Origin of the sequence: Serinicoccus chungangensis (assembly GCF_001483745.1) — a bacterium.
GTDB lineage: Bacteria > Actinomycetota > Actinomycetes > Actinomycetales > Dermatophilaceae > Ornithinicoccus > Ornithinicoccus chungangensis_A.
This window is the reverse complement of the sequence record NZ_LQBL01000028.1, coordinates 582,213-605,739: the sequence shown is the minus strand read 5'-3', so window position 1 is coordinate 605,739 and position 23,527 is coordinate 582,213. Positions and strand designations below refer to the sequence as shown.

General features: G+C 74.6%; 19 protein-coding genes. 14 read left to right on the top strand and 5 right to left on the bottom strand.

From position 1 onward, the window contains the following. Positions 1-15 precede the first annotated feature (15 nt). Positions 16-1,911 carry an HNH endonuclease gene (locus AVL62_RS11160; RefSeq protein WP_058891684.1) on the bottom strand — a complete coding sequence of 632 codons (1,896 nt, stop codon included), beginning with the start codon at positions 1,909-1,911 and terminating at the stop codon, positions 16-18. A gap of 174 nt (positions 1,912-2,085) precedes the next feature. Here AVL62_RS11160 and AVL62_RS11155 point away from each other — a divergent pair, with 174 nt between their 5' ends. From AVL62_RS11155 to AVL62_RS11120, 8 genes are all read left to right on the top strand, one after another. Next, positions 2,086-3,516 (top strand): mycothione reductase, encoded by a 1,431-nt coding sequence (locus AVL62_RS11155; RefSeq protein WP_058891683.1) that lies wholly within the window; start codon positions 2,086-2,088, stop codon positions 3,514-3,516. Between the two features lie 9 nt (positions 3,517-3,525). Continuing rightward, on the top strand, positions 3,526-4,989 hold the full coding sequence (gene ahcY, locus AVL62_RS11150; RefSeq protein ID WP_235585666.1) for an adenosylhomocysteinase: 1,464 nt from the start codon (positions 3,526-3,528) through the stop codon (positions 4,987-4,989). Between the two features lie 34 nt (positions 4,990-5,023). Continuing rightward, positions 5,024-5,701, top strand: a complete 678-nt coding sequence (gene mtrA / locus AVL62_RS11145; RefSeq protein ID WP_083518884.1) for an MtrAB system response regulator MtrA — start codon at positions 5,024-5,026, stop codon at positions 5,699-5,701. A 22-nt stretch (positions 5,702-5,723) separates the two neighbouring features. Further along, a complete protein-coding gene (gene mtrB / locus AVL62_RS11140; RefSeq protein WP_058891682.1) occupies positions 5,724-7,337 on the top strand; it encodes an MtrAB system histidine kinase MtrB in 1,614 nt (537 codons plus the stop codon). Continuing rightward, entirely contained in the window at positions 7,337-9,115 is a 1,779-nt protein-coding gene (locus AVL62_RS11135; protein ID WP_058891681.1) for an LpqB family beta-propeller domain-containing protein, read from the top strand. The genes mtrB and AVL62_RS11135 overlap by 1 nt, the downstream gene beginning before the upstream one ends. A gap of 99 nt (positions 9,116-9,214) precedes the next feature. Continuing rightward, a complete protein-coding gene (locus AVL62_RS11130) occupies positions 9,215-9,964 on the top strand; it encodes a ComF family protein (RefSeq protein ID WP_058891680.1) in 750 nt (249 codons plus the stop codon). 113 nt (positions 9,965-10,077) lie between these two features. Next, on the top strand, positions 10,078-10,800 hold the full coding sequence (gene hpf, locus AVL62_RS11125) for a ribosome hibernation-promoting factor, HPF/YfiA family (protein ID WP_058891679.1): 723 nt from the start codon (positions 10,078-10,080) through the stop codon (positions 10,798-10,800). Positions 10,801-10,900: 100 nt separating this feature from the next. Next, positions 10,901-12,106, top strand: coding sequence for a winged helix-turn-helix domain-containing protein (locus AVL62_RS11120; RefSeq protein ID WP_058891820.1), 1,206 nt, complete (start codon positions 10,901-10,903; stop codon positions 12,104-12,106). A gap of 46 nt (positions 12,107-12,152) precedes the next feature. Here the strand turns inward: AVL62_RS11120 and AVL62_RS11115 are convergent, their stop codons facing one another. Further along, positions 12,153-13,991 carry a GNAT family N-acetyltransferase gene (locus AVL62_RS11115; RefSeq protein WP_083518883.1) on the bottom strand — a complete coding sequence of 613 codons (1,839 nt, stop codon included), beginning with the start codon at positions 13,989-13,991 and terminating at the stop codon, positions 12,153-12,155. Between the two features lie 39 nt (positions 13,992-14,030). On the opposite strand from AVL62_RS11115, the gene secA reads away from it, so the two are divergent. Continuing rightward, entirely contained in the window at positions 14,031-16,748 is a 2,718-nt protein-coding gene (secA, locus tag AVL62_RS11110) for a preprotein translocase subunit SecA (protein WP_058891819.1), read from the top strand. 24 nt (positions 16,749-16,772) lie between these two features. Here the strand turns inward: secA and AVL62_RS11105 are convergent, their stop codons facing one another. Beyond that, positions 16,773-17,303 (bottom strand): Rv3235 family protein, encoded by a 531-nt coding sequence (locus AVL62_RS11105; RefSeq protein WP_058891677.1) that lies wholly within the window; start codon positions 17,301-17,303, stop codon positions 16,773-16,775. Continuing rightward, on the bottom strand, positions 17,300-18,091 hold the full coding sequence (locus AVL62_RS17545; RefSeq protein ID WP_058891676.1) for a LysM peptidoglycan-binding domain-containing protein: 792 nt from the start codon (positions 18,089-18,091) through the stop codon (positions 17,300-17,302). The genes AVL62_RS11105 and AVL62_RS17545 overlap by 4 nt, the downstream gene beginning before the upstream one ends. A gap of 152 nt (positions 18,092-18,243) precedes the next feature. On the opposite strand from AVL62_RS17545, the gene AVL62_RS11095 reads away from it, so the two are divergent. Continuing rightward, a complete protein-coding gene (locus AVL62_RS11095) occupies positions 18,244-18,789 on the top strand; it encodes a hypothetical protein (RefSeq protein WP_058891675.1) in 546 nt (181 codons plus the stop codon). Between the two features lie 19 nt (positions 18,790-18,808). Here AVL62_RS11095 and AVL62_RS11090 read toward each other — a convergent pair whose 3' ends face one another. Beyond that, positions 18,809-19,024 (bottom strand): helix-turn-helix domain-containing protein, encoded by a 216-nt coding sequence (locus AVL62_RS11090; protein WP_058891674.1) that lies wholly within the window; start codon positions 19,022-19,024, stop codon positions 18,809-18,811. Positions 19,025-19,167: 143 nt separating this feature from the next. Between AVL62_RS11090 and AVL62_RS11085 the strand changes: the two genes are divergently transcribed. The 4 genes from AVL62_RS11085 (at position 19,168) to pruA (ending at position 23,509) form a co-directional block, all read left to right on the top strand. Further along, complete coding sequence (locus AVL62_RS11085) at positions 19,168-19,851, top strand: hypothetical protein (RefSeq protein ID WP_058891673.1); 684 nt, start codon at positions 19,168-19,170, stop codon at positions 19,849-19,851. Further along, positions 19,848-21,251: an AAA family ATPase gene (locus AVL62_RS11080; RefSeq protein WP_058891672.1), complete on the top strand. Its 1,404-nt coding sequence runs from the start codon at positions 19,848-19,850 to the stop codon at positions 21,249-21,251. Before AVL62_RS11085 ends, AVL62_RS11080 begins: the two co-directional genes overlap by 4 nt. Before the next feature lie 108 nt (positions 21,252-21,359). Continuing rightward, positions 21,360-21,854 carry a DUF6912 family protein gene (locus tag AVL62_RS17310; protein WP_058891671.1) on the top strand — a complete coding sequence of 165 codons (495 nt, stop codon included), beginning with the start codon at positions 21,360-21,362 and terminating at the stop codon, positions 21,852-21,854. A gap of 26 nt (positions 21,855-21,880) precedes the next feature. Further along, on the top strand, positions 21,881-23,509 hold the full coding sequence (pruA, locus tag AVL62_RS11070) for an L-glutamate gamma-semialdehyde dehydrogenase (RefSeq protein WP_058891670.1): 1,629 nt from the start codon (positions 21,881-21,883) through the stop codon (positions 23,507-23,509). The last annotated feature ends 18 nt before the right edge of the window (positions 23,510-23,527 follow it).

Sequence of the window (23,527 nt, the reverse complement as noted above, 5' to 3'; positions counted from 1 at the left end):
CGGCGGCCCCCGTCCTCAGAAGGGTGGGGGTTCGTCCGGAGGGGACGTCCCGGGCGTTCCTGGTGGATCGGCTCGACTGCCCGGATCCCGTGTCGCACCCGGGTCCCGTGTCGCACCCGGGTCCCGTGTGACGCCCAGGTCCCGTGTGACGCTTGGGTCCCGTCTCGTGCTCGGTTCCTCAGGCTCGGCTGCCGCGGGGTCGGATGCAGCGGTGGAGGTGCGGTGGGGTGCCGGTGGGGGCTGCGAACCGGCGCAGCGGCGCGGGACGAACATCCAGCGCGACAGCGGACCGCCGTGGTCGCCGGCGCCGGGGTGGTCGTCGTCGTCGGTGAGGAGGGCGTCGGGCCCTCGTGCGCCGAGGGCGTCGTAGAGCGCGCGGTTCAGCAGGTCGCGCTGCTCGTCCGGGTCAGCCGGTGGCGGGGGGTCCGCGGTGCCGCCCCGTCCGGCCGCGGACGGCGGGGGGCCGGCCACGTAGTGGCGGTAGTCGTGGCTCCGGGTGGTCGAGGTGTGACCGAGCAGCGTGGTCCAGGTCAGGTCGCGCAGGTCGTTGATGCGGGCGGTGGCCCAGCCGAGCGTCTTGAGCTGGTGCGGTCGCCGGCCCAGCGCGACGAGGTTGGTCTCGGCTGTCGGGCCGCCCCGGGCTTGGCCCCCCTCGTCCGAGCCGCCCCACGGGCGGACGTGGTCGAGTTCGCAGGTCGTGCCCGGGTGCCGGGTGCCGGGCGCGCGGGAGTGGAGGTCGGCCGCGAGGACCTGCCGGCGCATGTCCGCGTCGGGCCGGTAGGTCGTGAGGGAGCGTTCGACGAGGCGTCCGTCCGCGGGGTCGCTCAGGAGCCGGCTCAGGGTGGTGCCCGGCATGAGGGTGAGCTCGCGCGCATGGCCGGGGGTCAGGGCGGCGGGATGTGCTCCGAGCAGCTGGGCCACGCCCCGGCCGCGCCGCTCGTCCTCGCTGGCACCGATGCCCGCCGGCGTCCCCGTGAGGGTGTCCCAGGGCAGGACGACCTGGAGCTGGACGGTCGGCATGCCGGTGATGACGCGGGCGATCCGGTCCAGGTCCGGCACCTGCAGCTCCCGCCATCCTGGTGCGTCGTCCCCCGCGTCGGGAAGGGGGAGGCGTCCGTGGACGAGCAGGCCGGCGATGGTGTCGGCGCGGAGCTGGTCCAGGGTGCGGGGGTCGCCGTGCTTGCGCAGGAGGCGCGCAGCGCGCTCGATGCGGGAGTGTGCGGCGACGACGGAGATGAGGGGTCCTGTGACGGACAGCGTGGCGGTCCCGTCGTCGTGGACGACCACACCGGCGCGTCGCTGCCGGTAGGCCTCCCGTCGCCGGTCGCGTTCGGCCTGGACGTCGACACCCTCGGCGCGGGTGGCCTCGCGTTCCAGCGCGGCCCGGTAGTCGGCGGCGTGCCACGGGGTGTCCCTGAGGTCGTCGTCGGGGGTGAGGCGCTCAGGTGCGGCGGTGGCGGCCTCGGTGCCGAAGAGGGACTCCGCGACCAGGGACGCGTCGTCGGAGGAGAGCCGTGCACAGCGCCGCCAGAAGTCGCGGACCATGCCCCACGTCACCTCACCCCGGTCCAGCGCGCCCAGCACCGGGGCTCGGACACCCCTGGGTGCGCAGGCGACGCCCACGAGCTGTCGAGCCTCGACCACCCCCAGGCCGAGGGTGGCCTCGATCTCCGCGCACGCGGCCCGCTTGGCCTCGCACCTCCACGCCCGTCGCTGCGCGTCGGTCAGCTCTCCCACGGTCGCGAAACCTTTGTCGGTGAGCAGTGCCGCCCCCGTCGCGGCGACCACGATCCGCGCGGCCTCGATCAGTCGCGCCTCCAACCCCGCCCGTGCGGCGCCGATGACCCCCAGCACCCCCAGCACGGCGTGCCCCGGCTGCTCCTGAGACGGCACGACCACCGATGCGACCACGACACCCACCTCCCCCGAGGACCAGCTCACCCCCGCCGCCCGGCGGGTTGATCTCAGTGTAGTCGAACACCTGTACGAAGTCAACTGGTCCTGAGCGGACGTCTCTCCCCGCGCGCCCGGGAGCCGACCCCCACCTCGGGTGGCGCGGGTCTAGGGGCGAACTAGGCTGACGAGGTGAGCGACACCACCCACTACGACCTCGTCATCATCGGCACCGGCTCCGGCAACTCGCTGGTCACCCCCGAGCTGGAGGGGCGTCGCATCGCCGTGGTCGAGGGCGGGGTCTTCGGTGGCACCTGCCTCAACGTCGGCTGCATCCCCACCAAGATGTTCGTGTACGCCGCGGAGGTGGCCTCGACCATCCGCGACGCCTCCCGGTTCGGCATCGACGCGAGCCTGGACCAGGTGCGGTGGACCGACATCCGGGACCGCGTCTTCGGCCGGATCGACCCGATCAGCGACGGTGGTCGCGACTACCGCGTCGACGGTGGGCACACCGAGGCCTACCTCGGTCACGCCCGCTTCGTCTCCGACCACGAGCTGGAGATCGAGATCACCCGGCCCGGCGGCCACCACGAGCTGGGCTCGGTGCACCGCATCACGGGCGACCAGGTCGTCATCGCGACCGGTTCGCGGCCCCACGTCCCCGACGTCGTCCTCGACTCGGGGGTGCCCTTCCACACCTCCGACACCGTCATGCGGCTGCCCGAGCTGCCCGCCAGCATGGTCATCCTCGGCGGCGGCTACATCGCCGCAGAGTTCGCCCACATCTTCTCCGCCCTCGGCGTGGAGGTCCGGATCGTCACCCGCGGCGACGGGCTCCTGCGCGCCCTCGACGCGGAGCTGGCCGCCGCCTGGACCGACCTCGCGCGGGCGCAGTGGGACGTCCGCACCGGGGTCGAGGCCGTCTCGCTCGAGCAGGGGGAGTCGGAGATCGAGCTGACCCTGTCCGACGGCTCCACGGCGAGCGGGGAGGTCCTCCTCGTGGCGACGGGACGCACCCCGCACACCCACGACCTCGGGCTCGAGCACACCGGGGTGTCCACCCACGACGACGGGCGGGTCGTCGTGGACCGCTTCGGCCGCACCGCCGTCGCCGGCGTGTGGTCGCTGGGCGACGCCTCCTCCGAGCACCAGCTCAAGCACGTGGCGAACCACGAGGCCCGGGCGGTCGCCCACAACCTCGCCCACCCCGACGACCTCCGTGCCTTCGACCACCGGTTCGTGCCGGCCGCCGTCTTCACCCACCCGCAGATGGCCTGCGTCGGCCTCACCGAGGCGCAGGCCCAGGACGAGGGGTATGCCGTGACGACCAAGGTGCAGCGGTTCGGCGACACCGCGTACGGCTGGGCGATGGAGGACACCACCGGGCTGCTCAAGGCGGTGGGGGACGCCGCGACCGGGCGGCTGCTCGGGGTGCACGCCATGGGCCCGATGGCCAGCACCCTCATCCAGCCCGCCATCCAGGCGCTGAGCATGGGCCCGTCGGTGACCGCCCACGAGCTGGCGCGGGGCCAGTACTGGATCCACCCGGCGCTGTCCGAGGTGCTCGAGAACGCGCTGCTGGGCCTGCACGTGCCCGAGGACGTCGGGGGCGACACGTAGCATGACCCCATGCCCGACACCATGACGACGACCGGCACCGCGCTCGAGCACCGGGTCCGCGACCTGGCGCTCGCCGAGCAGGGGCGGCACCAGATCCGGCTCGCGGAGCACGAGATGCCCGGCCTCATGGCCCTGCGCGAGCGCTTCGCCCACGAGCAGCCCCTGGCCGGCGCCCGCATCGCCGGGTCCCTGCACATGACCGTCCAGACCGCCGTGCTCATCGAGACCCTCGTCGCGCTCGGGGCGCAGGTCCGCTGGGCCTCGTGCAACATCTTCTCCACCCAGGACGAGGCGGCGGCCGCCGTGGTCGTCGGTCCGCACGGCAGCCCCGAGGAGCCGCAGGGCGTCCCCGTCTTCGCCTGGAAGGGGGAGACCCTGCCGGAGTACTGGTGGTGCACCACCCAGGTCATGCTGTGGCCGGACGGGGCCGGCCCCACCCTCATCCTCGACGACGGGGGCGACGCCACGCTGCTGGTGCTCAAGGGGCGGGAGTGGGAGCGGCAGGGGGCGGTGCCCAGCCCTCAGCAGGAGGACCCCGAGGAGTGGAAGGTCATCCTGGAGACCGTGCGCTCCTCGCTGGCCGAGGACCCGCAGCGCTGGACCAGGGTGGCGGAGGGCATCCGCGGGGTGTCCGAGGAGACGACCACCGGGGTGCACCGGCTCTACCAGCTGCACGAGGCCGGTGAGCTGCTCTTCCCGGCGATCAACGTCAACGACGCGGTCACCAAGAGCAAGTTCGACAACACCTACGGCTGCCGGCACAGCCTCATCGACGGCATCAACCGCGCCACCGACGTCCTCATCGGCGGCAAGGTCGCGGTGGTGTGCGGCTACGGCGACGTCGGCAAGGGCTGCGCGGAGGCGCTGCGCGGTCAGGGTGCCCGCGTCATCGTCACCGAGATCGACCCCATCTGCGCGCTGCAGGCCGCGATGGACGGCTACCAGGTCGCCCGCCTGGAGGACGTCGTCGGCTCGGCCGACTTCGTCATCACCGCGACCGGCTGCAAGGACGTCGTCACCCCGCAGCACATGGCCGCGATGAAGGACAAGGCCGTGCTGGGCAACATCGGCCACTTCGACAACGAGATCGACATGGCCGGCCTCGCCCGGGTGCCGGACGTGCAGCGGGTGGAGATCAAGCCGCAGGTGCACGAGTGGACCTTCACCGACGGGCGCTCGATCATCGTGCTCTCCGAGGGTCGTCTGCTCAACCTCGGCAACGCCACCGGCCACCCCAGCTTCGTCATGTCGGCGAGCTTCGCCAACCAGGTGCTGGCGCAGATCGAGCTGCACACCCGGATCGAGTCCTACCCGCTCGGCGTCCACACGCTGCGCAAGGAGCTCGACGAGGAGGTCGCGCGGCTGCACCTGGCCTCGGTCGCGGCCGACCTGACCGAGCTGACCAAGGAGCAGGCCGGCTACCTCGGGGTCGACGTGGCCGGCCCGTTCAAGCCGGAGCACTACCGCTACTGATGCTGGTGCAGGGGCACAGACGCAGGAGGAACCCGTGAGCGCTCGAGTACTCGTGGTCGACGACGACCAGGCCCTGGCCGAGATGCTGGGCATCGTGCTGCGCAAGGAGGGCTACGAGGTCGCGAGCTGCGCCGACGGGGGACGGGCGATGCCGATGTTCCGCGAGTTCCGCCCCGACCTCGTCCTCCTGGACGTCATGCTGCCGTCCAAGGACGGGATCGAGGTATGCCGTGAGCTGCGCGCCGAGTCCGGGATCCCCGTCGTCATGCTCACCGCCCGCACGGACACCAAGGACGTCGTCCTGGGTCTGGAGGCCGGCGCCGACGACTACGTCGTCAAGCCGTTCAAGCCGCAGGAGCTGCTGGCCCGGATCCGGGCGCGGCTGCGCCGCACCGACACCGGCGACGACACCCGGTTGCAGGTGGGCGACGTGCTGATCGACGTGGCCGGGCACGAGGTGACCCGGTCCGGCGAGCAGATCCCGCTGACCCCGCTGGAGTTCGACCTGCTCGTGGCGCTGGCGAGCAAGCCTACGCAGGTCTTCGACCGGGAGTCGCTGCTGGAGCAGGTCTGGGGCTACCGCCACGCGGGCGACACCCGGCTGGTCAACGTGCACGTCCAGCGCCTGCGCAGCAAGATCGAGAAGGACCCCGAGAACCCCCAGATCGTGGTGACGGTGCGTGGCGTCGGATACAAGGCCGGGCACCCCTGACGGGGTCGCCGCCGGTCGGCGCGTGCTGACCTGGTGGCGGGGCTCGTTGCGGGCGCGGGTCGTCACCTCGACGGTCCTGGTCGGCACCCTGCTCGCCCTCCTGCTCGGCACCCTGCTCTACCAGCAGGTCTCCCGCGGGCTGGTGGAGCAGGCCGTCGACAGCGCCGAGCGGGACGCCTCCCAGCAGGTCGCCAACGCCCAGCGGGCCTTCGACTCCACCGACCGCCGGGACGACAGCGGTCTGCGGGGTCTGGCCGAGGAGCAGATCCAGTCGATGAGCGGGCCGTCGGCCGCGGACGGGCGGCGGGCGCTGCTGCTGCCCGCCCTGACCAACACCAGCGGCGTGGTGGAGCGCATGTCCACCGGTGTCCTCGCCGAGGACGTGCCCGGCGAGCTGCGGGAGGCGATCGCCCAGGACCCGGCCAACCAGCAGGTCATGGTGGTCCCGGTGTCGCTCGGCGAGGGCCAGGAACGAACGGCGGCCGTGGTGGTGGGGTCGCGGGTGTCGTTGCTGCGCGCGGGTCCCTACGACCTCGTCCTCGTCTACCCGCTGCTCCGCGAGCAGGAGACCCTCGACCTCGTCCGCCAGCTCTTCCTCCTCGGCGGGCTGGGGCTGCTCGCCCTGGCCGTCGGCCTGGCGCTGCTGGCGACCCGCATGGTCACGCGGCCGGTGGAGGAGGTGGCCAAGGCGTCCCAGGAGGTGGCGCAGGGGCACCTCGACGAGCGGCTGCCGGTCGTGGGCAGCGACGAGATCGCCCAGCTCGCGACCTCCTTCAACACCATGGCCGACTCCATCCAGCACCAGATCCGCGAGCTGCGCTCGTTGTCCCAGCTGCAGCAGCGCTTCGTCTCCGACGTCTCGCACGAGCTGCGCACCCCGCTGACGACCATGCGGATGGCCGGCGACGTGCTGCACGCCTCGCGGGAGGACTTCGCGGCGCCGGTCGCCCGGTCCGCCGAGTTGCTCGACCAGGAGATGGACCGGTTCGAGGAGCTGCTCGCCGAGCTGCTCGAGATCAGTCGCTTCGACTCCGGGGCCGCCACCGTCGAGCGCCACGAGGAGGACATCCTGCCGACCGTCGTCGCCGCGGTGCAGGGGGTGCAGACCCTCGCCGACAAGGTGGGCACGACGCTGCGGGTGCACGTGCCCAGCGAGCGGGTGGAGGTCTGCATGGACGGGCGACGGGTCTCCCGCATCCTGCGCAACCTGCTGACCAACGCCGTCGAGCACGGCGAGGGGCTGCCGGTGGACGTCACCGTGGCCAGCAACCCGCACGTGGTCTCGGTCAGCGTGCGCGACCACGGCATCGGGCTGACCGAGGAGCAGCGCCACCAGGTCTTCGACCGGTTCTGGCGGGCCGACCCCGCGCGCACCCGCACCACCGGCGGCACCGGCCTCGGGCTGGCGATCGCCCAGGAGGACGCGCGCGTCCACGGCGGGTGGCTGCAGGTCGGCAGCCGGCCCGGCGAGGGTGCCTGCTTCCGCCTGATGCTGCCCCGCGCCCATACCCATGTCATCGCCGACGAACCACCGGAGGTGCCCTCCGGGCCCGGTCCGGTCGGTGGCACCACCGCTGCCCGTGACGCCGAGGTGCCCCCGGTGGTGCTGGCGCTGGCCACGAGAGAGGACGACTGATGCGCACCCCCCTGGTCGCGGTGCTCGCCGCCACCGCACTCCTCACCACCGGCTGCTCGGGGCAGCTCCCGACCAGCTCCGCGCCGCGGGCCGGCCTGCCGGTCTCCCAGCAGTCCGAGCGGGAGGTCGACCGTCTCCTGCCCCGCGCCCAGCCCGGGGCCGGGCCGGTCGAGGTGGTCGAGGGGTTCCTGCGGGCCAGCGAGGGTTTTGCCGGCGACGACGACGTGTCCCGCACCTACCTCGCCTCCGAGCTGGCCAGCAGCTGGGTGCCGACCGCCACGGTCCTCGTCTACGAGGGTGACGCCGAGCTCACCCTGCTCTCCGAGGACGAGGTGAGCGTGGATCTCGACGTCGTGGGCCGGGTGGACGCCGACGGACGGCTCACCGAGCAGGCGCCGCAGACCACGACCCAGACCTTCGGGCTGACCGAGGTCGACGGCGAGCCGCGCATCAGCACCTTCCCCGAGGACGCGGGGCTGTGGCTCTCGGACACCGCCTTCGAGCGGGTCTTCCGGCCCACCGTGCTGTCCTACCTCAACACGCAGGAGGACGTCTTCGTCCCGGAGCTGAGGTGGCTGGCCGACAGCGAGGGGCTGCCCACGGCGCTCACCCGCGCCCAGCTCGCGCCCCTGCCCGGCTACCTGGAGGGGGCCGTCAGCACCGCCGCCAACGAGTCGGTGCGGCTCGCGACGCCGGCCGTGCCCGTCGACCCCTCGACCCTCGTGGCCACGGTCAACCTGCAGGGAGCGACGCTGGCCCAGGACGACACGCGCGCCGAGGGTCTGAGCAGCCAGCTGGCGCACAGCCTGCTCGGGCTGAGCTCGGTGGCCGGGGTGGACGTGCAGGCCTCCGGCCAGCCCCTGCGGCTGGACGGCGCCGACGGCCCCATCACCGCCGCCACCGAGCTGCCCTACGCCGAGGTGGACCGGCAGGTCTCGCAGGTGGTGCTGCGGGTCGGCGAGCAGCTCACCCTCGTGGACCCCTCCCAGTACGCCCTGCGCGACATCGAGGTCCCCGACGACGTCGTCCTGCCGCAGGTCGAGCTGCGGTGGACGGGCCTGGCCGCGACCGAGGGGCTGGACGACCTCGCCGCGGTCTCCGTCGACGGCACCGCCTTCCGCCGGTGGCGGGGGGAGCGGGTGCACACCAACGAGGGCATCGGCGACGGCCTCGGCGCCCCCGCGGTGGACCCGCAGGGGGCGTTCTGGCTCGGCGGCGTGCACCGCAGCAGCCAGACCCCCCGGGTGTGGGTGGTCGACGCCGCACAGCTCGACGCCGTGGCCCGGCCCGTCGAGGCCGACTGGCTCGAGGACGACGACCGCGTCGAGGCGCTGTCGATCTCTCCCGACGGCAGCCGGGCGGCCCTGGTCGTGGGCACGGCGGTGACGGAGGACACCGAGGAGGCGCCGGTCCACCGCCTGCTGGTCACCGGCATCGTGCGGGACACCGCCGGCCGGCCGCGCGAGCTCACCACCCCGCTGCCGGTCGCGACCCATCTGCGCGGCGTCTCCGCCGCGCACTGGAGCGCCGCCGGTGAGCTCGTGCTCGTCGGCGAGCGCCAGGAGGACCTCGAGCCGCAGGCCTTCCGGCTCGAGCTCGGCGGATGGCTGGAGCCCCTGGGTGAGCTCTCCGGGCTCGTGGACGCCGTCCCCGTGCCGCGGGTCACCGGCGTGGAGGTCATCGCCCGCACCCAGGACGGCGGGGTTTACGTGCCCGAGGGCCAGAGCGGGTGGCAGCCGGTCCGCAACGGGGACCAGGTGGTGGTCCCGGGCGGCTGAGGCGCCCTCGGGCCACGCAGGCGCACCATGCCACGCGGGCGCACCACGCCACGCCTGTGGACAGCCGCACGGCCGGCCCCAGGGGTGCGACCCTGGGGTATGCCGTGGCGGCCGGGGGAGGACCTGCGTGCCCTGCTGGAGCTGGTGGCCCCGTCCGGGTGCGCCGGCTGCGGACGGGCGGGGCGTCGTCTCTGTCCCGACTGCCTCGGGGAGCTGCGCGCGACGGGTCCGCGCCCCTGGCGCCCCACGCCCTGCCCGCCGGGCTTCCCGCCGACCTGGTCGGGCCCGGCCTACGACGGCGCCCTGCCCTCCCTCGTCGTCGCCTGGAAGGAGCAGGACCGGGTGGACCTGACGGCGGCCCTCGGGGAGGTGCTGCGCGCTGCGATGACCGCCGCCCTCGAGGGCTCCCCGGAGCACCGGGACGCCCTGGGGGCCGGCCGTCCGGTGGCCGTGGTCCCGGCCCCGTCGGCGCCGGCCAGCACCCGCGCGCGCGGCCGCTCCCCGGTGCGCGAGCTCGCCGTCGTCGCGGCCGGGACGCGGCGTGCCGTGGTCCCGGCCCTCGTCCTGGCTCGCGCCGTCGCCGACCAGGCGGGGTTGTCGGCCGCGCAGCGGGCGGCGAACCTCGACGGCGCCGTCCGGGTGCGCACCGGGCTGGCGGGTGCTCTCGCGGGTGTGCCCTGCGTCGTCGTCGACGACGTCGTCACCACCGGCGCGACGCTCGCCGAGTGCGCCCGCGCGCTGCGTCGGGCCGGCGCCGGAGGGGTGGTCGCGGCCACCGTGGCGGCGACCGCCCGGCGCGGGCGCGCCGACCCCAGGCCTGACCTATCGCGCGCGGGCGAGCCGGACTAGTGTGGGTTCATGGAGCACCTCGCGAGCAGACGTGAGGGGGTGAGGCCGGTCGAGAGCAGGCGCCGTCGCCGACGCCATACCCCGAACCACACCGTCTTGCATGGAGGTTATTGATGGAACTCAGCGTGACTGGTCGCAAGAGAGACGTGCCCGAGCGCTTCCGCCGCCACATCGAGGACAAGCTGGACAAGGTCCCGCAGCTGGCCCCCCGGGTCCGTCGCACCGAGGTGGTGCTGACCCGCGAGACCAACCCGCGCCAGGCCAAGGAGGCCGAGCGCTGCGAGATCACCTGCTACGTCCACCGGACCGTGGTCCGGGCCGAGGCCGCGGCGGACGAGGAGTACGCCGCGCTGGACCTCGCCATGGGCAAGCTGGCCGAGCGGCTGCGCCGGCTGGGTGACAAGCGGCGGGTGTCCCACACCGGCAAGCACCGTCTTCCCTCCGTCGCCGAGGCCACCTTCGGGCTGCCCACCGACCCGCTCGCCGAGCAGGACGCCGACGAGGAGCAGGAGCCCGGGCGCAGTCCCGAGGAGGCCGTCGACGAGGACCTGCAGACGCGCGGCAACAGCCCCATCGAGATCCGCGAGAAGGTGCACGCGTCCCCGCCCATGACCGTGGGCGAGGCGCTGTCGCAGATGGAGCTGGTCGGCCACGAGTTCTTCCTCTTCCACGACGCCGACGCCGACCGGCCGAGCGTGGTCTACCGCCGCCGCGGCTGGTCCTACGGCGTGCTGCGCCTGGACCGCGTCGAGGCCGACGGCGACACCGACGGCGACGCGCACGCGGTCCCGTCGCAGGCCGGCACGGGGGAGCGGACCCAGGCGGTCGCCTCCTGAGACCAGGGTCCGCACGGCCCCCACGCACCGGCCCCGGGGACCACCCGCACGGGGTGGCCCCGGGGCCGGTGCGTCACCGGTCCCTGGCAGGGTGGTCCCCGTGCTGACCCTCACCCCGGCGCAGGCCCGTCGTGTCGCGCTCGCCGCCCAGGGCTTCGACCGGGCCCGTCCGCAGGACCCGGGCGCGCGCCGGCTCACCGGCGTCCTGGAGCGTCTCGGCGTCGTCCAGATCGACAGCGTCAACGTCCTCGCCCGCAGCCACTACCTGCCGTTCTTCTCCCGCCTCGGCGCCTACGACACCGCGTCGCTGGACCGTATGCGGGACGGCGCAGGAGTGCGGGGCGGTGCCCGCGCGGGCCGCCGCATGGTCGAGGTCTGGGCGCACGAGGCGTCGCTCGTGCCGCTGGAGACCTGGCCCCTCCTCGGCTTCCGGATGCGCCGCCCCCGCGTCCTCGCGCGCCGCGAGCAGCTGCGGGACGAGCACCCCGGCCTGCTGGAGGCGGTCGGCGAGGTGGTGGCGGAGCACGGGCCGCTCACCGCCCGTGAGGTCGAGGTGCACCTGCCCCACGGCGCGACCCGCCGCACCGACCACTGGGGGTGGAACTGGTCGGCGGTCAAGACCTCCCTGGAGTCGCTCTTCGCGACCGGCGAGCTGACCAGCGCCGCGCGGACCAGCCAGTTCGAGCGGCGGTATGCCTGTCCCGAGCGGGTGCTCCCCCCGGAGGTCCTGCGGCGTGCGCCCGGCGAGCCGGACGCTCCCGGGGAGCTGGAGTCGGTGGTGGAGCTGCTGGCCGTCGCGCTGCGGGCGCACGGTCTGGGCAGCGCCCGCTGCCTGGCCGACTACTTCCGGGTGCGCGGGCCGGTCGTGACGGCGGCCCTCGCGAGGCTCGAGGCGCAGGGACGGGCCGAGCGGGTGCACGTCGACGGGTGGGACCGCCCGGTGTGGCTGGACCCCGGGGCGCGACGCCCTCGGCGGGTGGAGGGCGCCGCCCTGCTGAGCCCGTTCGACTCCCTCGTCTGGCAGCGCGAGCGGGTGGAGCAGCTCTGGGGCTTCCGCTACCGGCTCGAGATCTACGTCCCCGCGCCGCAGCGGGTGCACGGCTACTACGTCTTGCCCTTCCTGCTCGACGAGCACCTCGTGGGGCGGGTCGACCTCAAGGCGGACCGGGAGGCCGGGGTGCTCCGCGCGCGGGCCGTCCACTGGGAGCAGGGCGTCGACATGGCGCACGCCGCCCCCCGGTTGGTCGACGAGCTGGAGACGATGGCCGGCTGGTTGGGGCTGGGGAGGGTCGACCTCCCGGTCTGAGCGGGTCGACCCGCCGCGGGCGTGGCGGGCACCGGAGCGGTCGCGCTCACGTGGGGCTCGGCAGCTCCTGCGCCAGCAGGTCCAGCCGCACCAGGTCCTCGACGGTCCCGTCGCGCAGGACCTCGGCCTGACGGTCCCGCCCCACCTCGCGCAGCCCCGCCGCCACCGCGACGCGCCGGCTGGCCAGGTTGCCCTCCGCCGCCTGCACCCAGACCCGTCGCAGGCCCAGGCCCTCCCCGGCCACCGGCGCGAGGGCATACCGGACGACCGCGCGCACCGCGGCCGTGGTCAGGCCGCGGCCGCGCGCGTCCGGGTGGGCCCAGTAGCCGATCTCCCCGGGCGCTCCCGAGGCGGACGTCCGGGTGAGGCTGACCGCGCCCAGCACCCGGTCGTCGGCCGCGTCCGCCACCGCCCAGGTGAGCCGCTCGCCGCGCGCGCTCGCCTCGGCACAGGCCTCGAGGAAAGAGGCCGCCTCGGGGCGGCCGTACGGGTCGGGCAGCTCGGGGAGGTACTGCCGGGTGAGCGGGTCGGTCACCGCCTCGACGACCCGGTCCTCGTCCCCGGTGCGCCAGGGGCGCAGCACCAGGGGGTCGGCGCGCAGCGTCGGGACCGGCGCCCGCGGCACCGGGGGGTCCGGGGTCGTGCCGGAGGACGCGGGCGGGTGCCCCGCGGCCACCACAGCAGGGGGAGGACCCGGCGGCCCGGGGGACCGGCCCTCGTCGTCGAGCAGCGCGAAGCGGGCGGTGCCGTGCTGCTCACCCCCGGCGGCGTAGACGCACGACCGCGGCTCGGTGACCGTCCACCGGAAGCCGGCGCGCAGGAGCGCGCGGTGCGAGGCGTCGTTGCGCTCGTCGGTCTGGGCGAGGACCCGGTGCACGCCGAGCTCGGCCACGGCGTACCGGGTGACGAGGCGCAACGCCCGGGTCACCGCCCCGCGCCCCCGGCCGGCGGGGAGGAGCCAGTAGCCCACCTCGGCGCACCCGTGGGCGAAGGGGTCCAGCAGGTCGAAGAGGGAGATGCCCCCGAGCGCCACGTCGGAGCGGGCGTCGGCGATGCACCAGCTCAGGCCGTGCCCGAGCAGCGCCGACTCCCGCCGGGCCCTGGTCCAGGCCCGCACGGCCTCCTCACCGGCCCCGGGCAGGACCGGCCCGACGAACTGCCGGGCGACGTCGTCCACCGACATCAGCGCCGCCGTGTCGTCGGCGTCGGCCCGCCACGGACGCAGCCGGACGTCGGCGTCCTGCTCGGTCAGGACGGGGATCTCGCGCCACGGGTGTGCCGGCTCCCGCGGGTCGTCCCGGTGCAGCGTGGCCAGCCATCCGTCGCGGGGCGCGGTGTCCTGGTCCCACCCCGGCAGCAGCCCCCGGACCTGCACCGGCGCCGAGAACCCCAGCCGCCAGGCGACCCGCCGGGAGGCCCAGTGGCCGACCTCGGCACGCCAGCGGGCGAGGACCACGTCGTCCTCGCCGAAGGCGTGGTCCAGGGCCAGCCCCAGCGCTCGCGTGGCGACCCCGTGACCACGGTGGTCCGGGTGGACGGCGTACCCGACCTCGGCGCCGCCGTGGCCGTCCGGGCGGTACTCCACGATGCCGGCCGGACGCCATACCTCGTCCGCACCCGGCCCGGTCGCCACCCCGGCGGACCCCTCCACGACCCAGCGCCGCGGGGCCCAGCGGTGCCGGCCGGCCCACCCGTCGCGGGCGACCGCCACCCACGCCCGCGCAGCGCCGGGGTCCCGGACGGGCACGGCGTCACCCCACCGGCGCGCCTCCCCGTCGGCCCCCAGGTCGAGCAGCAGCGCGAGGTGCCCCTCGTGCGGCGGCACGATCCGCCACCCCTTCTGCTGGCGCACCGGCCCCACGCTCGATGCGGCATCCTCAGCCATGCCCGCTAGCCTAGACGCGTGCCGAACCTGTTCGAGAAGATGCTGCGCGCCGGGGAGAAGTCCGCGCTGCGCCGACTGGAGACCGTCGCCAAGCAGGTCAACGCCCTCGAGGAGGACTTCGAGGGGCTGTCCGACGCCGAGCTGCGCGAGGAGACCGACCGGTTCAAGGCGCGGCTCGCCGACGGCCAGACCCTGGACCAGCTGCTGCCCGAGGCGTTCGCCGCCGTCCGCGAGGCGAGCAAGCGCACCATCGGCAAGCGCCACTTCGACGTGCAGATCATGGGCGGCGCCGCGATGCACCAGGGCAACGTCGCGGAGATGCGCACGGGTGAGGGCAAGACGCTGGTCGCCACCCTGCCGTCCTACCTCAACGCGCTCACCGGCCGCGGCGTGCACGTCATCACCACCAACGACTACCTCGCGCAGTACCAGTCCGAGCTCATGGGTCGCGTGCACCGTGCGCTCGGTCTGGAGACCGGGTGCATCCTGTCCTCGATGACGCCCTCGCAGCGCCGGGAGCAGTACGCGATGGACATCACCTACGGCACCAACAACGAGTTCGGCTTCGACTACCTGCGCGACAACATGGCGACCTCGCTCAAGGACCTCGTCCAGCGCGAGCACCAGTTCGCGATCGTGGACGAGGTCGACTCCATCCTCATCGACGAGGCCCGCACCCCGCTCATCATCTCCGGCCCCGCCGACCAGCCGACGAAGTGGTACACCGAGTTCTCCAAGGTCGTCCGCCGGCTGGAGCGCGGCGAGGCCGCCGACCCGCTGCGCGGGATCGAGTCCAGCGGCGACTACGAGGTCGACGAGAAGAAGAAGACCGTCGGCGTCCTCGAGCGCGGCATCGAGAAGGTCGAGGACTACCTCGGCATCGACAACCTCTACGAGTCGGCCAACACCCCGCTCATCGGCTACCTCAACAACGCCATCAAGGCCCGGGAGCTGTTCACCCGGGACAAGGACTACGTGGTCATGGACGGTCAGGTGATGATCGTCGACGAGCACACCGGCCGCATCCTGCCGGGTCGGCGCTACAACGAGGGCATGCACCAGGCGATCGAGGCCAAGGAGGGGGTCGAGATCAAGAACGAGAACCAGACCCTGGCCACGGTGACCCTGCAGAACTACTTCCGGATGTACGACAAGCTCGCCGGGATGACCGGCACGGCCCAGACTGAGGCGGCCGAGCTGCACCAGATCTACAAGGTGGGGGTGCTGTCCATCCCCACCAACAGGCCGATGATCCGCCAGGACATGCCGGACCTCGTCTACCGCACCGAGGAGGCGAAGTTCGGCGCGGTGGTCGACGACATCGTCGAGCGGCACCGGGCCGGGCAGCCGGTGCTCGTCGGCACCACCTCGGTCGCCAAGTCGGAGTACCTCTCCGACCAGCTGCGCCGGCGCGGGGTGAGGCACGAGGTGCTCAACGCCAAGCACCACGAGCGGGAGGCCTCCATCGTGGCCGAGGCGGGGCGCAAGGGCGCCGTCACCGTCTCGACCAACATGGCCGGCCGCGGCACCGACATCATGCTCGGGGGCAACTCGGAGTTCCGTGCGGTGACGGCGCTGCAGGCGCGCGGGCTGGACCCGCACGAGACCCCGGAGGAGTACGAGGCGGCGTGGGACGAGGCGCTCGCCCAGGCCGAGGCCTCCGTCGAGGCCGAGCACGAGGAGGTCACCGAGCTCGGCGGGCTCTACGTCCTCGGGACCGAGCGGCACGAGTCGCGCCGCATCGACAACCAGCTGCGGGGCCGGGCCGGCCGCCAGGGCGACCCGGGGGAGTCCCGCTTCTACCTGTCCCTGCAGGACGACCTCATGCGGATGTTCAACGCCGCGCTGGTGGACCGCGTCATGTCGACCTCGGGGATGCAGGACGACGTGCCCATCGAGTCCAAGATCGTCTCCCGGTCCATCGCCAGCGCGCAGAGCCAGGTCGAGGCCCAGCACTTCGAGACCCGCAAGAACGTCCTCAAGTACGACGACGTGCTCAACCGCCAGCGCGAGGTCATCTACGCCGAGCGGCGCCGCGTCCTCGAGGGCGAGGACCTGCACGAGCAGGTCCGCCACTTCGTCAACGACGTCGTCGGCGACTACGTCACCAGCGCGGGGGGTGCCGGTCTGGCCGACGGCATCGACCTCGAGGCGCTGTGGCAGGAGCTCGGTCGGGTCTACCCCGTCGGCCTGCGGATCGAGCGGGTCGTCGAGCGGGCCGGGAGCCGGGCGGCCGTGACCACCGACCTGCTCGTGGAGGAGCTCACCAGCGACGCCCAGCACGCCTACGACGAGCGCGAGGCCGAGCTCGGCGAGGAGGTCATGCGCGACGTGGAGCGACGCGTCGTGCTCCAGGTCCTCGACCGCAAGTGGCGCGAGCACCTCTACGAGATGGACTACCTCAAGGAGGGGATCGGGCTGCGCGCCATGGCGCAGCGCGAGCCGCTCGTGGAGTACCAGCGAGAGGGCTACCAGCTCTTCCAGGCCGTCATGGAGGCGATCAAGGAGGAGTCCGTGCGGCTGCTCTTCCACGCCCAGGTGTCCGCGGGCGGGGCCGCCCAGGCCCAGCAGTCCGCGCCGCGGCAGGGGCTGACCTTCGTCGCCCCGGGCGAGGGGGGCGACGTCCGGGCCAGCAGCGTCCGGGCGGACGGCAGCCACAGCGACGGCGCACCGAACGGGTCGGCGCCGACCGGCCAGGAGCAGGGCCAGGGGAACCGCGCCCAGCGCCGGGCGGCGGCCCAGCGGGGCCGCAGCTGACCGGTCCGGGCCGACCGGTCAGACCTAGCCCAGCTCCAGGGCGGTGATGACCCACCGCCCGTCGACGCCGCTCATGCGCAGGGCCAGGGCGCGCACCCTGCCGTCGAGGTGGACGACCGCCGCGACCTCGCACACCCCGTCGGCGGGGTGGCAGGTCAGGAGGGCGCGGACGACGGGCGGGCCGCTGCGGCACCGGCCCCGCCGGCGGGCCAGCGTCGACCGACGGGCGACGCGGTCGCGGACCTCGGGCGCCAGCCAGCGGGAGAGCTGGTCCACGGGCCGGGTGCCGGCGCAGATCTCCAGCAGGGCCCGGACCATCCGGACCGCCCAGGCGCGGGCCTCCGGGAGGTCGTCGGTGCCGGTGGCCTGCGGGCCGAAGTAGCTGTCGTAGGCCCCGTGGCGGAAGTCGACCGCGAGGGTCCCCTGCACGTAGTCCTCGCCGTGCGGTGCGGGCCCGCTCCCGGCGTGGGTCCAGTCGGTGCCCTCCGCAGGGGGCTCCGGGACCGCGAGGAGCCGGAGGTGCAGCACGCCGGGGGTCCTGGTCGTCCCGCTCATCGCCCGCCCTCCGCGGTGCCGGGCACGGTGAGCTCCTGACCGGGGAGGATGAGGTCCGGGTCCGGGCCGATGGTGGCGAGGTTCGCGGCGTGCCACCGTGGCCACTCCTGCGCGATGTCGGCGGACGTGGCCTGAGGCCCCAGGTGTCGGGCGGCCAGGTCCCACAGGGTGTCTCCCCGCCGGACGACGACGTGCTCCGGCAGGTCCCACTGCCCGGCGGCGCGCCCGCCCACCAGGTCGACCTGACCGCGGGCCGCGGGCCGGGTGGACGCCGGAGCCGGGGTCCACCCCGGGAGGGGCACGTGCACGTGCTCGGGGGGCGCGGTCACCGGACCGTCCGGTGCGGCCCCGTGCGCCTCGTCGCGGTGCCCGGCGTCGCGGTGATCGGCATCGCGGTCCTGCGCACCGCTCGGGGCCGTGGCGCAGACGGGAGCGGCGACGGCCCCGGTGCTGCCGGCGCCCGTCGCGATCAGGACGAGCAGCGACGTGGCGACGCGGACCGAGGCCGAGGTGGGTGGCCGGGAGGGCGCGGAGCCGGTGGGACGCACCCGCCAGGCGGCGACGAGCAGCACCGCGCCCACCCACAGGAGCAGGGCGGTCGCGAGGGTGAGCACGGCCCCCAGCACGGGTGTGCCCGGGTCCGTGCTGCCGCCGGTCGACCACGTGGTCGTCGCCTGCCGTCCCAGCACCCCCGCCGTCACCAACGCTGCGGCGGCTGCGCCGCTGCCCCAGGCGCTGGCCCGCCAGCCGACCGGCGAGCCGCCGACCTGCCCCCCTCTGGTGTCCATGCCGTCCCCCCCTCCACCGTGCCGATGAGTCACGATGCGTCTGTTTGCGTGCGTTTGTGTCCGATGACGGCAATCTACGAGCGGTCCTGCCCGGGCGTCAAGACCTGTGGACGACGGGCACCCGGAGCCGGGTGTCCTGGCACCATGGGGGGATGCGCTGGGAGCAGCTCTTCGCGGACCTCGAGGGCCAGCAGGCGGACTGGGAGCGGCGGGAGCGGGCGGCGGAGGCCGCCGAGCACACCCGGGCCGAGCACGGTCGTGTCGTCCTGGGGGACCGGCTGGCCGCCGATGTCGGGCGGGTGCTGCGCCTGGGGGTCCGCGGGGTCGGTGCCCTCGAGGCCCGTCTGGTCGACGTGGGCCCGGACTGGGTGCTGGCGCACGAGGTGCGCGCCTCCGCATACCAGGAACGTCTGGTCGCGACCGCGGCCCTGCTCTCGGTCGAGGGGCTCAGCGGCCGGGTGGACGACCGGCCACGCCGCTACGGCCTGCGCCACGCGGTGCGCGCGCTGAGCCGGGACCGGGCGCGGGTGCGGGTGTTCGACCAGGGCGGGGACCACCTGAGCGGCACCGTGGACCGGGCCCTCGCCGACCACCTGGACCTGGCGCGGCACGCGGACGACGAGCCGCGCCGACCGGGCGCGGTCCGCGGCGTGGTGGCCCTGCCCTACAGCACCATCGCGATGGTGCAGCGGCTCTGACCGGGCTCCGGGTGATGCCTCAGGGCCCGTCACCCAGGTGCAGGGACTCGCGGGTCCGGGTGTACATGCGCTGGATGTACGCCTCCAGCTCGGCGGCCTCGACCCGCCACACGCCCCGACCGCCCAGCTTGACCCCGGGCAGGTCCCCGGACCGCACGAGGGCCTTGACCTGCGACAGGGACACGTTGAGGGTGTCCGCCACGTCGGTGAGGGTCAGGAATCTGGGCCCGGCCACGCGGGTCTCCTCTCGTCGGTCCTGACCACGATGGTACGGATTCCTCCGCGCGCCCCGACGTGCCTGTGGACGACCAGAGGTGCGGTGGGGCCCGGGGGCGCTATCGTGCCGTTCGGGCCGACAGGGACGAAGGGGGCCTCGAGATGGGACCGACGGCGACGACGCAGGACGGGCCGGGGCGCACCGCCCGCCGGTTGCAGGCGCCCGGGTGGCGTGACCTCCGCCTGGTCGTGGGCGTGCTGCTGGTGGTGCTCTCGGTGGCCGGGGGCGCCCGCCTGGTGTCCGGCCTCGACGACACCCGGCCGGTCTACGCGGCGGCCCGCGACCTGCTGCCCGGCCAGCCGCTCGCGGACGGCGACCTGGTCACCGTCCAGGTGCGGCTCGGGGACTCGGCGGAGCACTACCTGGACGCCACCGACCCGGTGGCGGGCGGCACCTACCTCCTGCGCCGGGTCGCGGCCGGGGAGATCGTGCCCGCGGCCGCGGTCGGCACGCAGCGGCAGGCGCTGGACAAGACGGTCAACGTGCCCGTGGACGCCTCGACCGTCGGCGGCCTGCAGGTCGGCACGGAGGTGGACGTGTGGGTGAGCCGGCGCGACGCGGAGGCCGCCGGCGAGGTCTACGAGGACCCCGAGCTGCTGCTGCCGGGGGCGGTCGTCGACCGCGTGACCGACCAGGCCGGGGGGCTGGGGGCGTCCCTGGGGCGCACCCCGGTGGCCCTCGTCGTCCCGGCAGACCGGGTGGGCGACGTCATCGCGGCCGTGGACCAGGATGCGCGGCTCACCCTGGTCCCGGCACCCCGCACCCAGGGGGAGCAGGGCGGGTGAGCCGTCCGCTGGTCACCGCCGTGGCCCCCCGGTGGGAGAGCCAGGTCGCGGCCCTGCTGGCCGGGTCCACCCAGGTGCGGCTGGTGCGCCGGTGCGCCGACCTGCCCGAGCTGATGGGCGTCACCCGGGCGGGCCTGGCGGACGTCGTCCTCGTCTCGCACGACCTGCGTGGTCTGGACCGGGACGCGGTGCTGGGTCTGGGTGCCGCGGGCGCGCACGTGGTGGGCGTGCATCCGCGCGACGACCCGGAGGCGGCGCGCACCCTGCACCGCCGCGGCGTGACCTCGGTGCTGGAGGTCGAGAGCAGCACCCCGGAGCTCGACGCGGTGCTCGCCGCGCTGGGGCGGGCGGACGCCCCCGAGGACGACCGCGGAGCGGCGGGGGCCGGTGGACCCGGGCCCGCCGGGCCCGGCCCCGGGCCCGGGCCGGCGCCCGACCCGGCCGCCCTGCTCGTCGAGGCCGGTCCGCAGGGGGTGCAGCAGGACCACCCCGGGCCGGACCGGGCCCTGGGGACGGACCAGGAGGAGCTGACCCGGCAGGACGCCACGCCCGAGGGCGAGGTCGTGGTGGTGTGGGGGCCGCACGGGAGCACCGGCCGCACCACCGTCGCCGTCAACCTCGCCGCCGAGCTGGCGTCGGTGACGACGCCGGTCCTCCTCGTGGACGCGGACACCTACGGTGCGGGCGTGGCGCAGGCGCTGGCCGTGCTCGACGAGTCGCCGGGGGTCGCGGCCGCCGCCCGTGCCGCCGACCAGGGCACCCTGGACGCCGACCATCTCCTGCGCCTCGCCCCGCGGGTGCGCCCGGGGCTGCTCGTCCTTACCGGGCTGCCCCGCGCCGACCGGTGGACCGAGCTGCGGGAGAGCGCCCTGGCGGACATCCTCCAGCAGGCCCGGTCGGTGGCCCGCTGGGTGGTGGTCGACGTCGCGCCGACGGTCGAGCAGGACGAGGAGCTGTCCTTCGACACCAGCGCACCGCGGCGCAACGGGGCCGCGCTCGCCGCGCTGGAGGACGCCGACCGGGTGCTGGTGGTCGGCACCGGCGACCCGGTGGGCCTGCAGCGGCTCGTCCGGTGCGTCGACCAGCTGCCCGGGCTCACCAGGGCGAAGGCCCAGGTGGTGGTGACGCGGGTGCGCCCCGGACCGGTCGGTCCCGAGCCCGGCCGGCGGATCACCGAGACCCTGCGGCGCTTCGCCGGGGTGGGCCAGGTGCACCTCGTCCCCGAGGACCGCGACGCCGTGGACGCGGCCCTGCTCCACGGGCATACCCTCGCCGAGGCACGCCCCTCCAGCCCGGCGCGCGAGTCCATCCGCACCCTGGCCCATCTGGTCAGCGGGCGTCGCAGCTCCGTGGACGCCGCGCGCTCGCGCTGGTGGCCGCGCCGCCGGACCCGCGACTGAGGCTGCGCCCCGTCGCCCCACCCACCGCGACCCGGCCGACGTCTGACACCATGACGGTGAGGCCGCTGCCGGCGGCCCGCCCCGGTGACCCTGACGAGGAGGTCGGCGATGACGACCGTGCGGTGCTACGTGCCGGTGACCGGCGACCAGCTGGCCGCTCTGGCGCAGGACCGTCGACTGACCGGCCCGGTGCGGGCGACGGCGGTGACCGAGGTGCTGCGGGCGCTGGAGCCGGGCGCGGACGGGGACGAGCTGGAGTACGCCGCCGCGCAGGTGGCCGCCGAGGACCTGGTGCGCTCCGGCGCGCCGGTCGTGCTGGCCGCCGTCGACGCGGACGCCGGGCTGGTCACCGCCGCTCCCGCGGACGACCTGTGGATCGAGGTGGCGTCGGTGGACCTGCCCCGCGTCGCGGCCCTCCACCTGGGGGACGACGTCGTCACCGGCGACCCCTCGCTGCTGGGGGACCACGACGCCGAGGACATCGAGCTGTCCTGGTTCGACACCACCGAGCTGGGCCACGTGCTGGAGCTGGTCCGACGGGCCGAGCACGCCGGGCGAGACGCGGCACCGGCCGAGCGACCGACCGACCGACCGACCGACTGACCGACCCACCGCGAGGAGATCACGCCATGGATGGCATCGTCGACGTCCCCAGCCCGCTCAACGAGCCCGTGCTCGGCTACGCGCCGGGGAGTGCCGAACGCGGTGCTCTCGAGGCCGCGCTCGCCGAGCTCGCGGCCACCCCGGTGGACCTCCCCCACGTCATCGGCGGCGAGCGCGTCACCGGTGGCGGTGCCGCGATCGACGTCGTGCAGCCGCACGCCCACGCCGAGGTGCTCGGGACGATGCGGGACGCCACCAAGAAGGACGCGCGCGCGGCCGTCGAGGCGTCCCGGGAGGCGGCGCCGGCGTGGCGGGCCATGTCCTTCGAGGAGCGGGCCTCGATCTTCCTCAAGGCGGCCGAGCTGCTGGCCGGGCCGTGGCGCGCGCGCATGAACGCCGCGACGATGCTCGGCCAGAGCAAGACCGCCACCCAGGCCGAGATCGACTCGGCCTGCGAGCTCGCCGACTTCTGGCGCTTCAACGTGCACTACGCGCGGCAGCTGCTCACCGAGCAGCCGATCCGCAACTCGCCCGGGACCTGGAACCGCATCGACCAGCGCCCGCTGGAGGGCTTCGTCTACGCGGTGACGCCCTTCAACTTCACCGCGATCGGCGGCAACCTCCCCACGGCCCCGGCCCTCATGGGCAATGTCGTGGTCTGGAAGCCGGCGCCGACGCAGCAGCGGGCGGCGAGCCTGACGATGGACCTGCTGCGGGCGGCCGGCCTGCCCGACGGCGTCATCAACATGGTGACCGGCACCGGGCCGGCCGTCTCCGAGGTGGCCCTCGAGAGCCCCGACCTGGCCGGCATCCACTTCACCGGGTCCACCGCCGTCTTCAACATGCTCTGGCAGGGGGTGGCCTCCAACCTCGGGACCTACCGGTCCTACCCGCGCGTCGTGGGCGAGACCGGGGGCAAGGACTTCGTCGTCGCCCACCCCAGCGCCGACCCCGACGTGCTGCGGACCGCCCTCGTGCGGGGGGCCTTCGAGTTCCAGGGCCAGAAGTGCTCGGCGGCCTCGCGCGCCTACATCCCCGCGTCGCTGTGGCGGACCCTGCGCGACGACCTCGCGCAGACGACCGAGGGCATCCCGGTCGGGGACGTGCGCGACCTGTCCAACTTCATGGGTGCCGTCATCGACGCCAAGGCCTTCGCCAAGCACCGTGACGTCATCGAGCGGGCGCACGCGGACCCCGGCGTGGAGGTCGTCGCGGGCGGCACCGTCGACGACTCCGTGGGGTGGTTCGTCCGACCCACCGTCGCGGTGGTCGAGGACCCCACGCACCAGATGCTCACCACCGAGTTCTTCGGCCCCATCCTCACCGTCCACGTCTACCCGGACCGTCAGTGGTCCTCGATGCTGGACCAGATGGAGTCGGTGGCCCCCTACGCCCTGACCGGGGGCGTCATCGCGCAGGACCGGGCCGCGGTGGGCCAGGCGGTGGAACGGCTGCGCTTCGCCGCCGGCAACTTCTACATCAACGACAAGCCCACCGGAGCGGTCGTCGGGCAGCAGCCGTTCGGCGGCGCGCGTGCCTCCGGGACCAACGACAAGGCGGGTTCCGCGGCCAACCTGCAGCGGTGGATCAACACCCGGGTCATCAAGGAGACCTTCGTCCCGCCGACGGAGTACCGCTACCCGCACATGGGATGAGCGGCGGGGTGGCCGGCC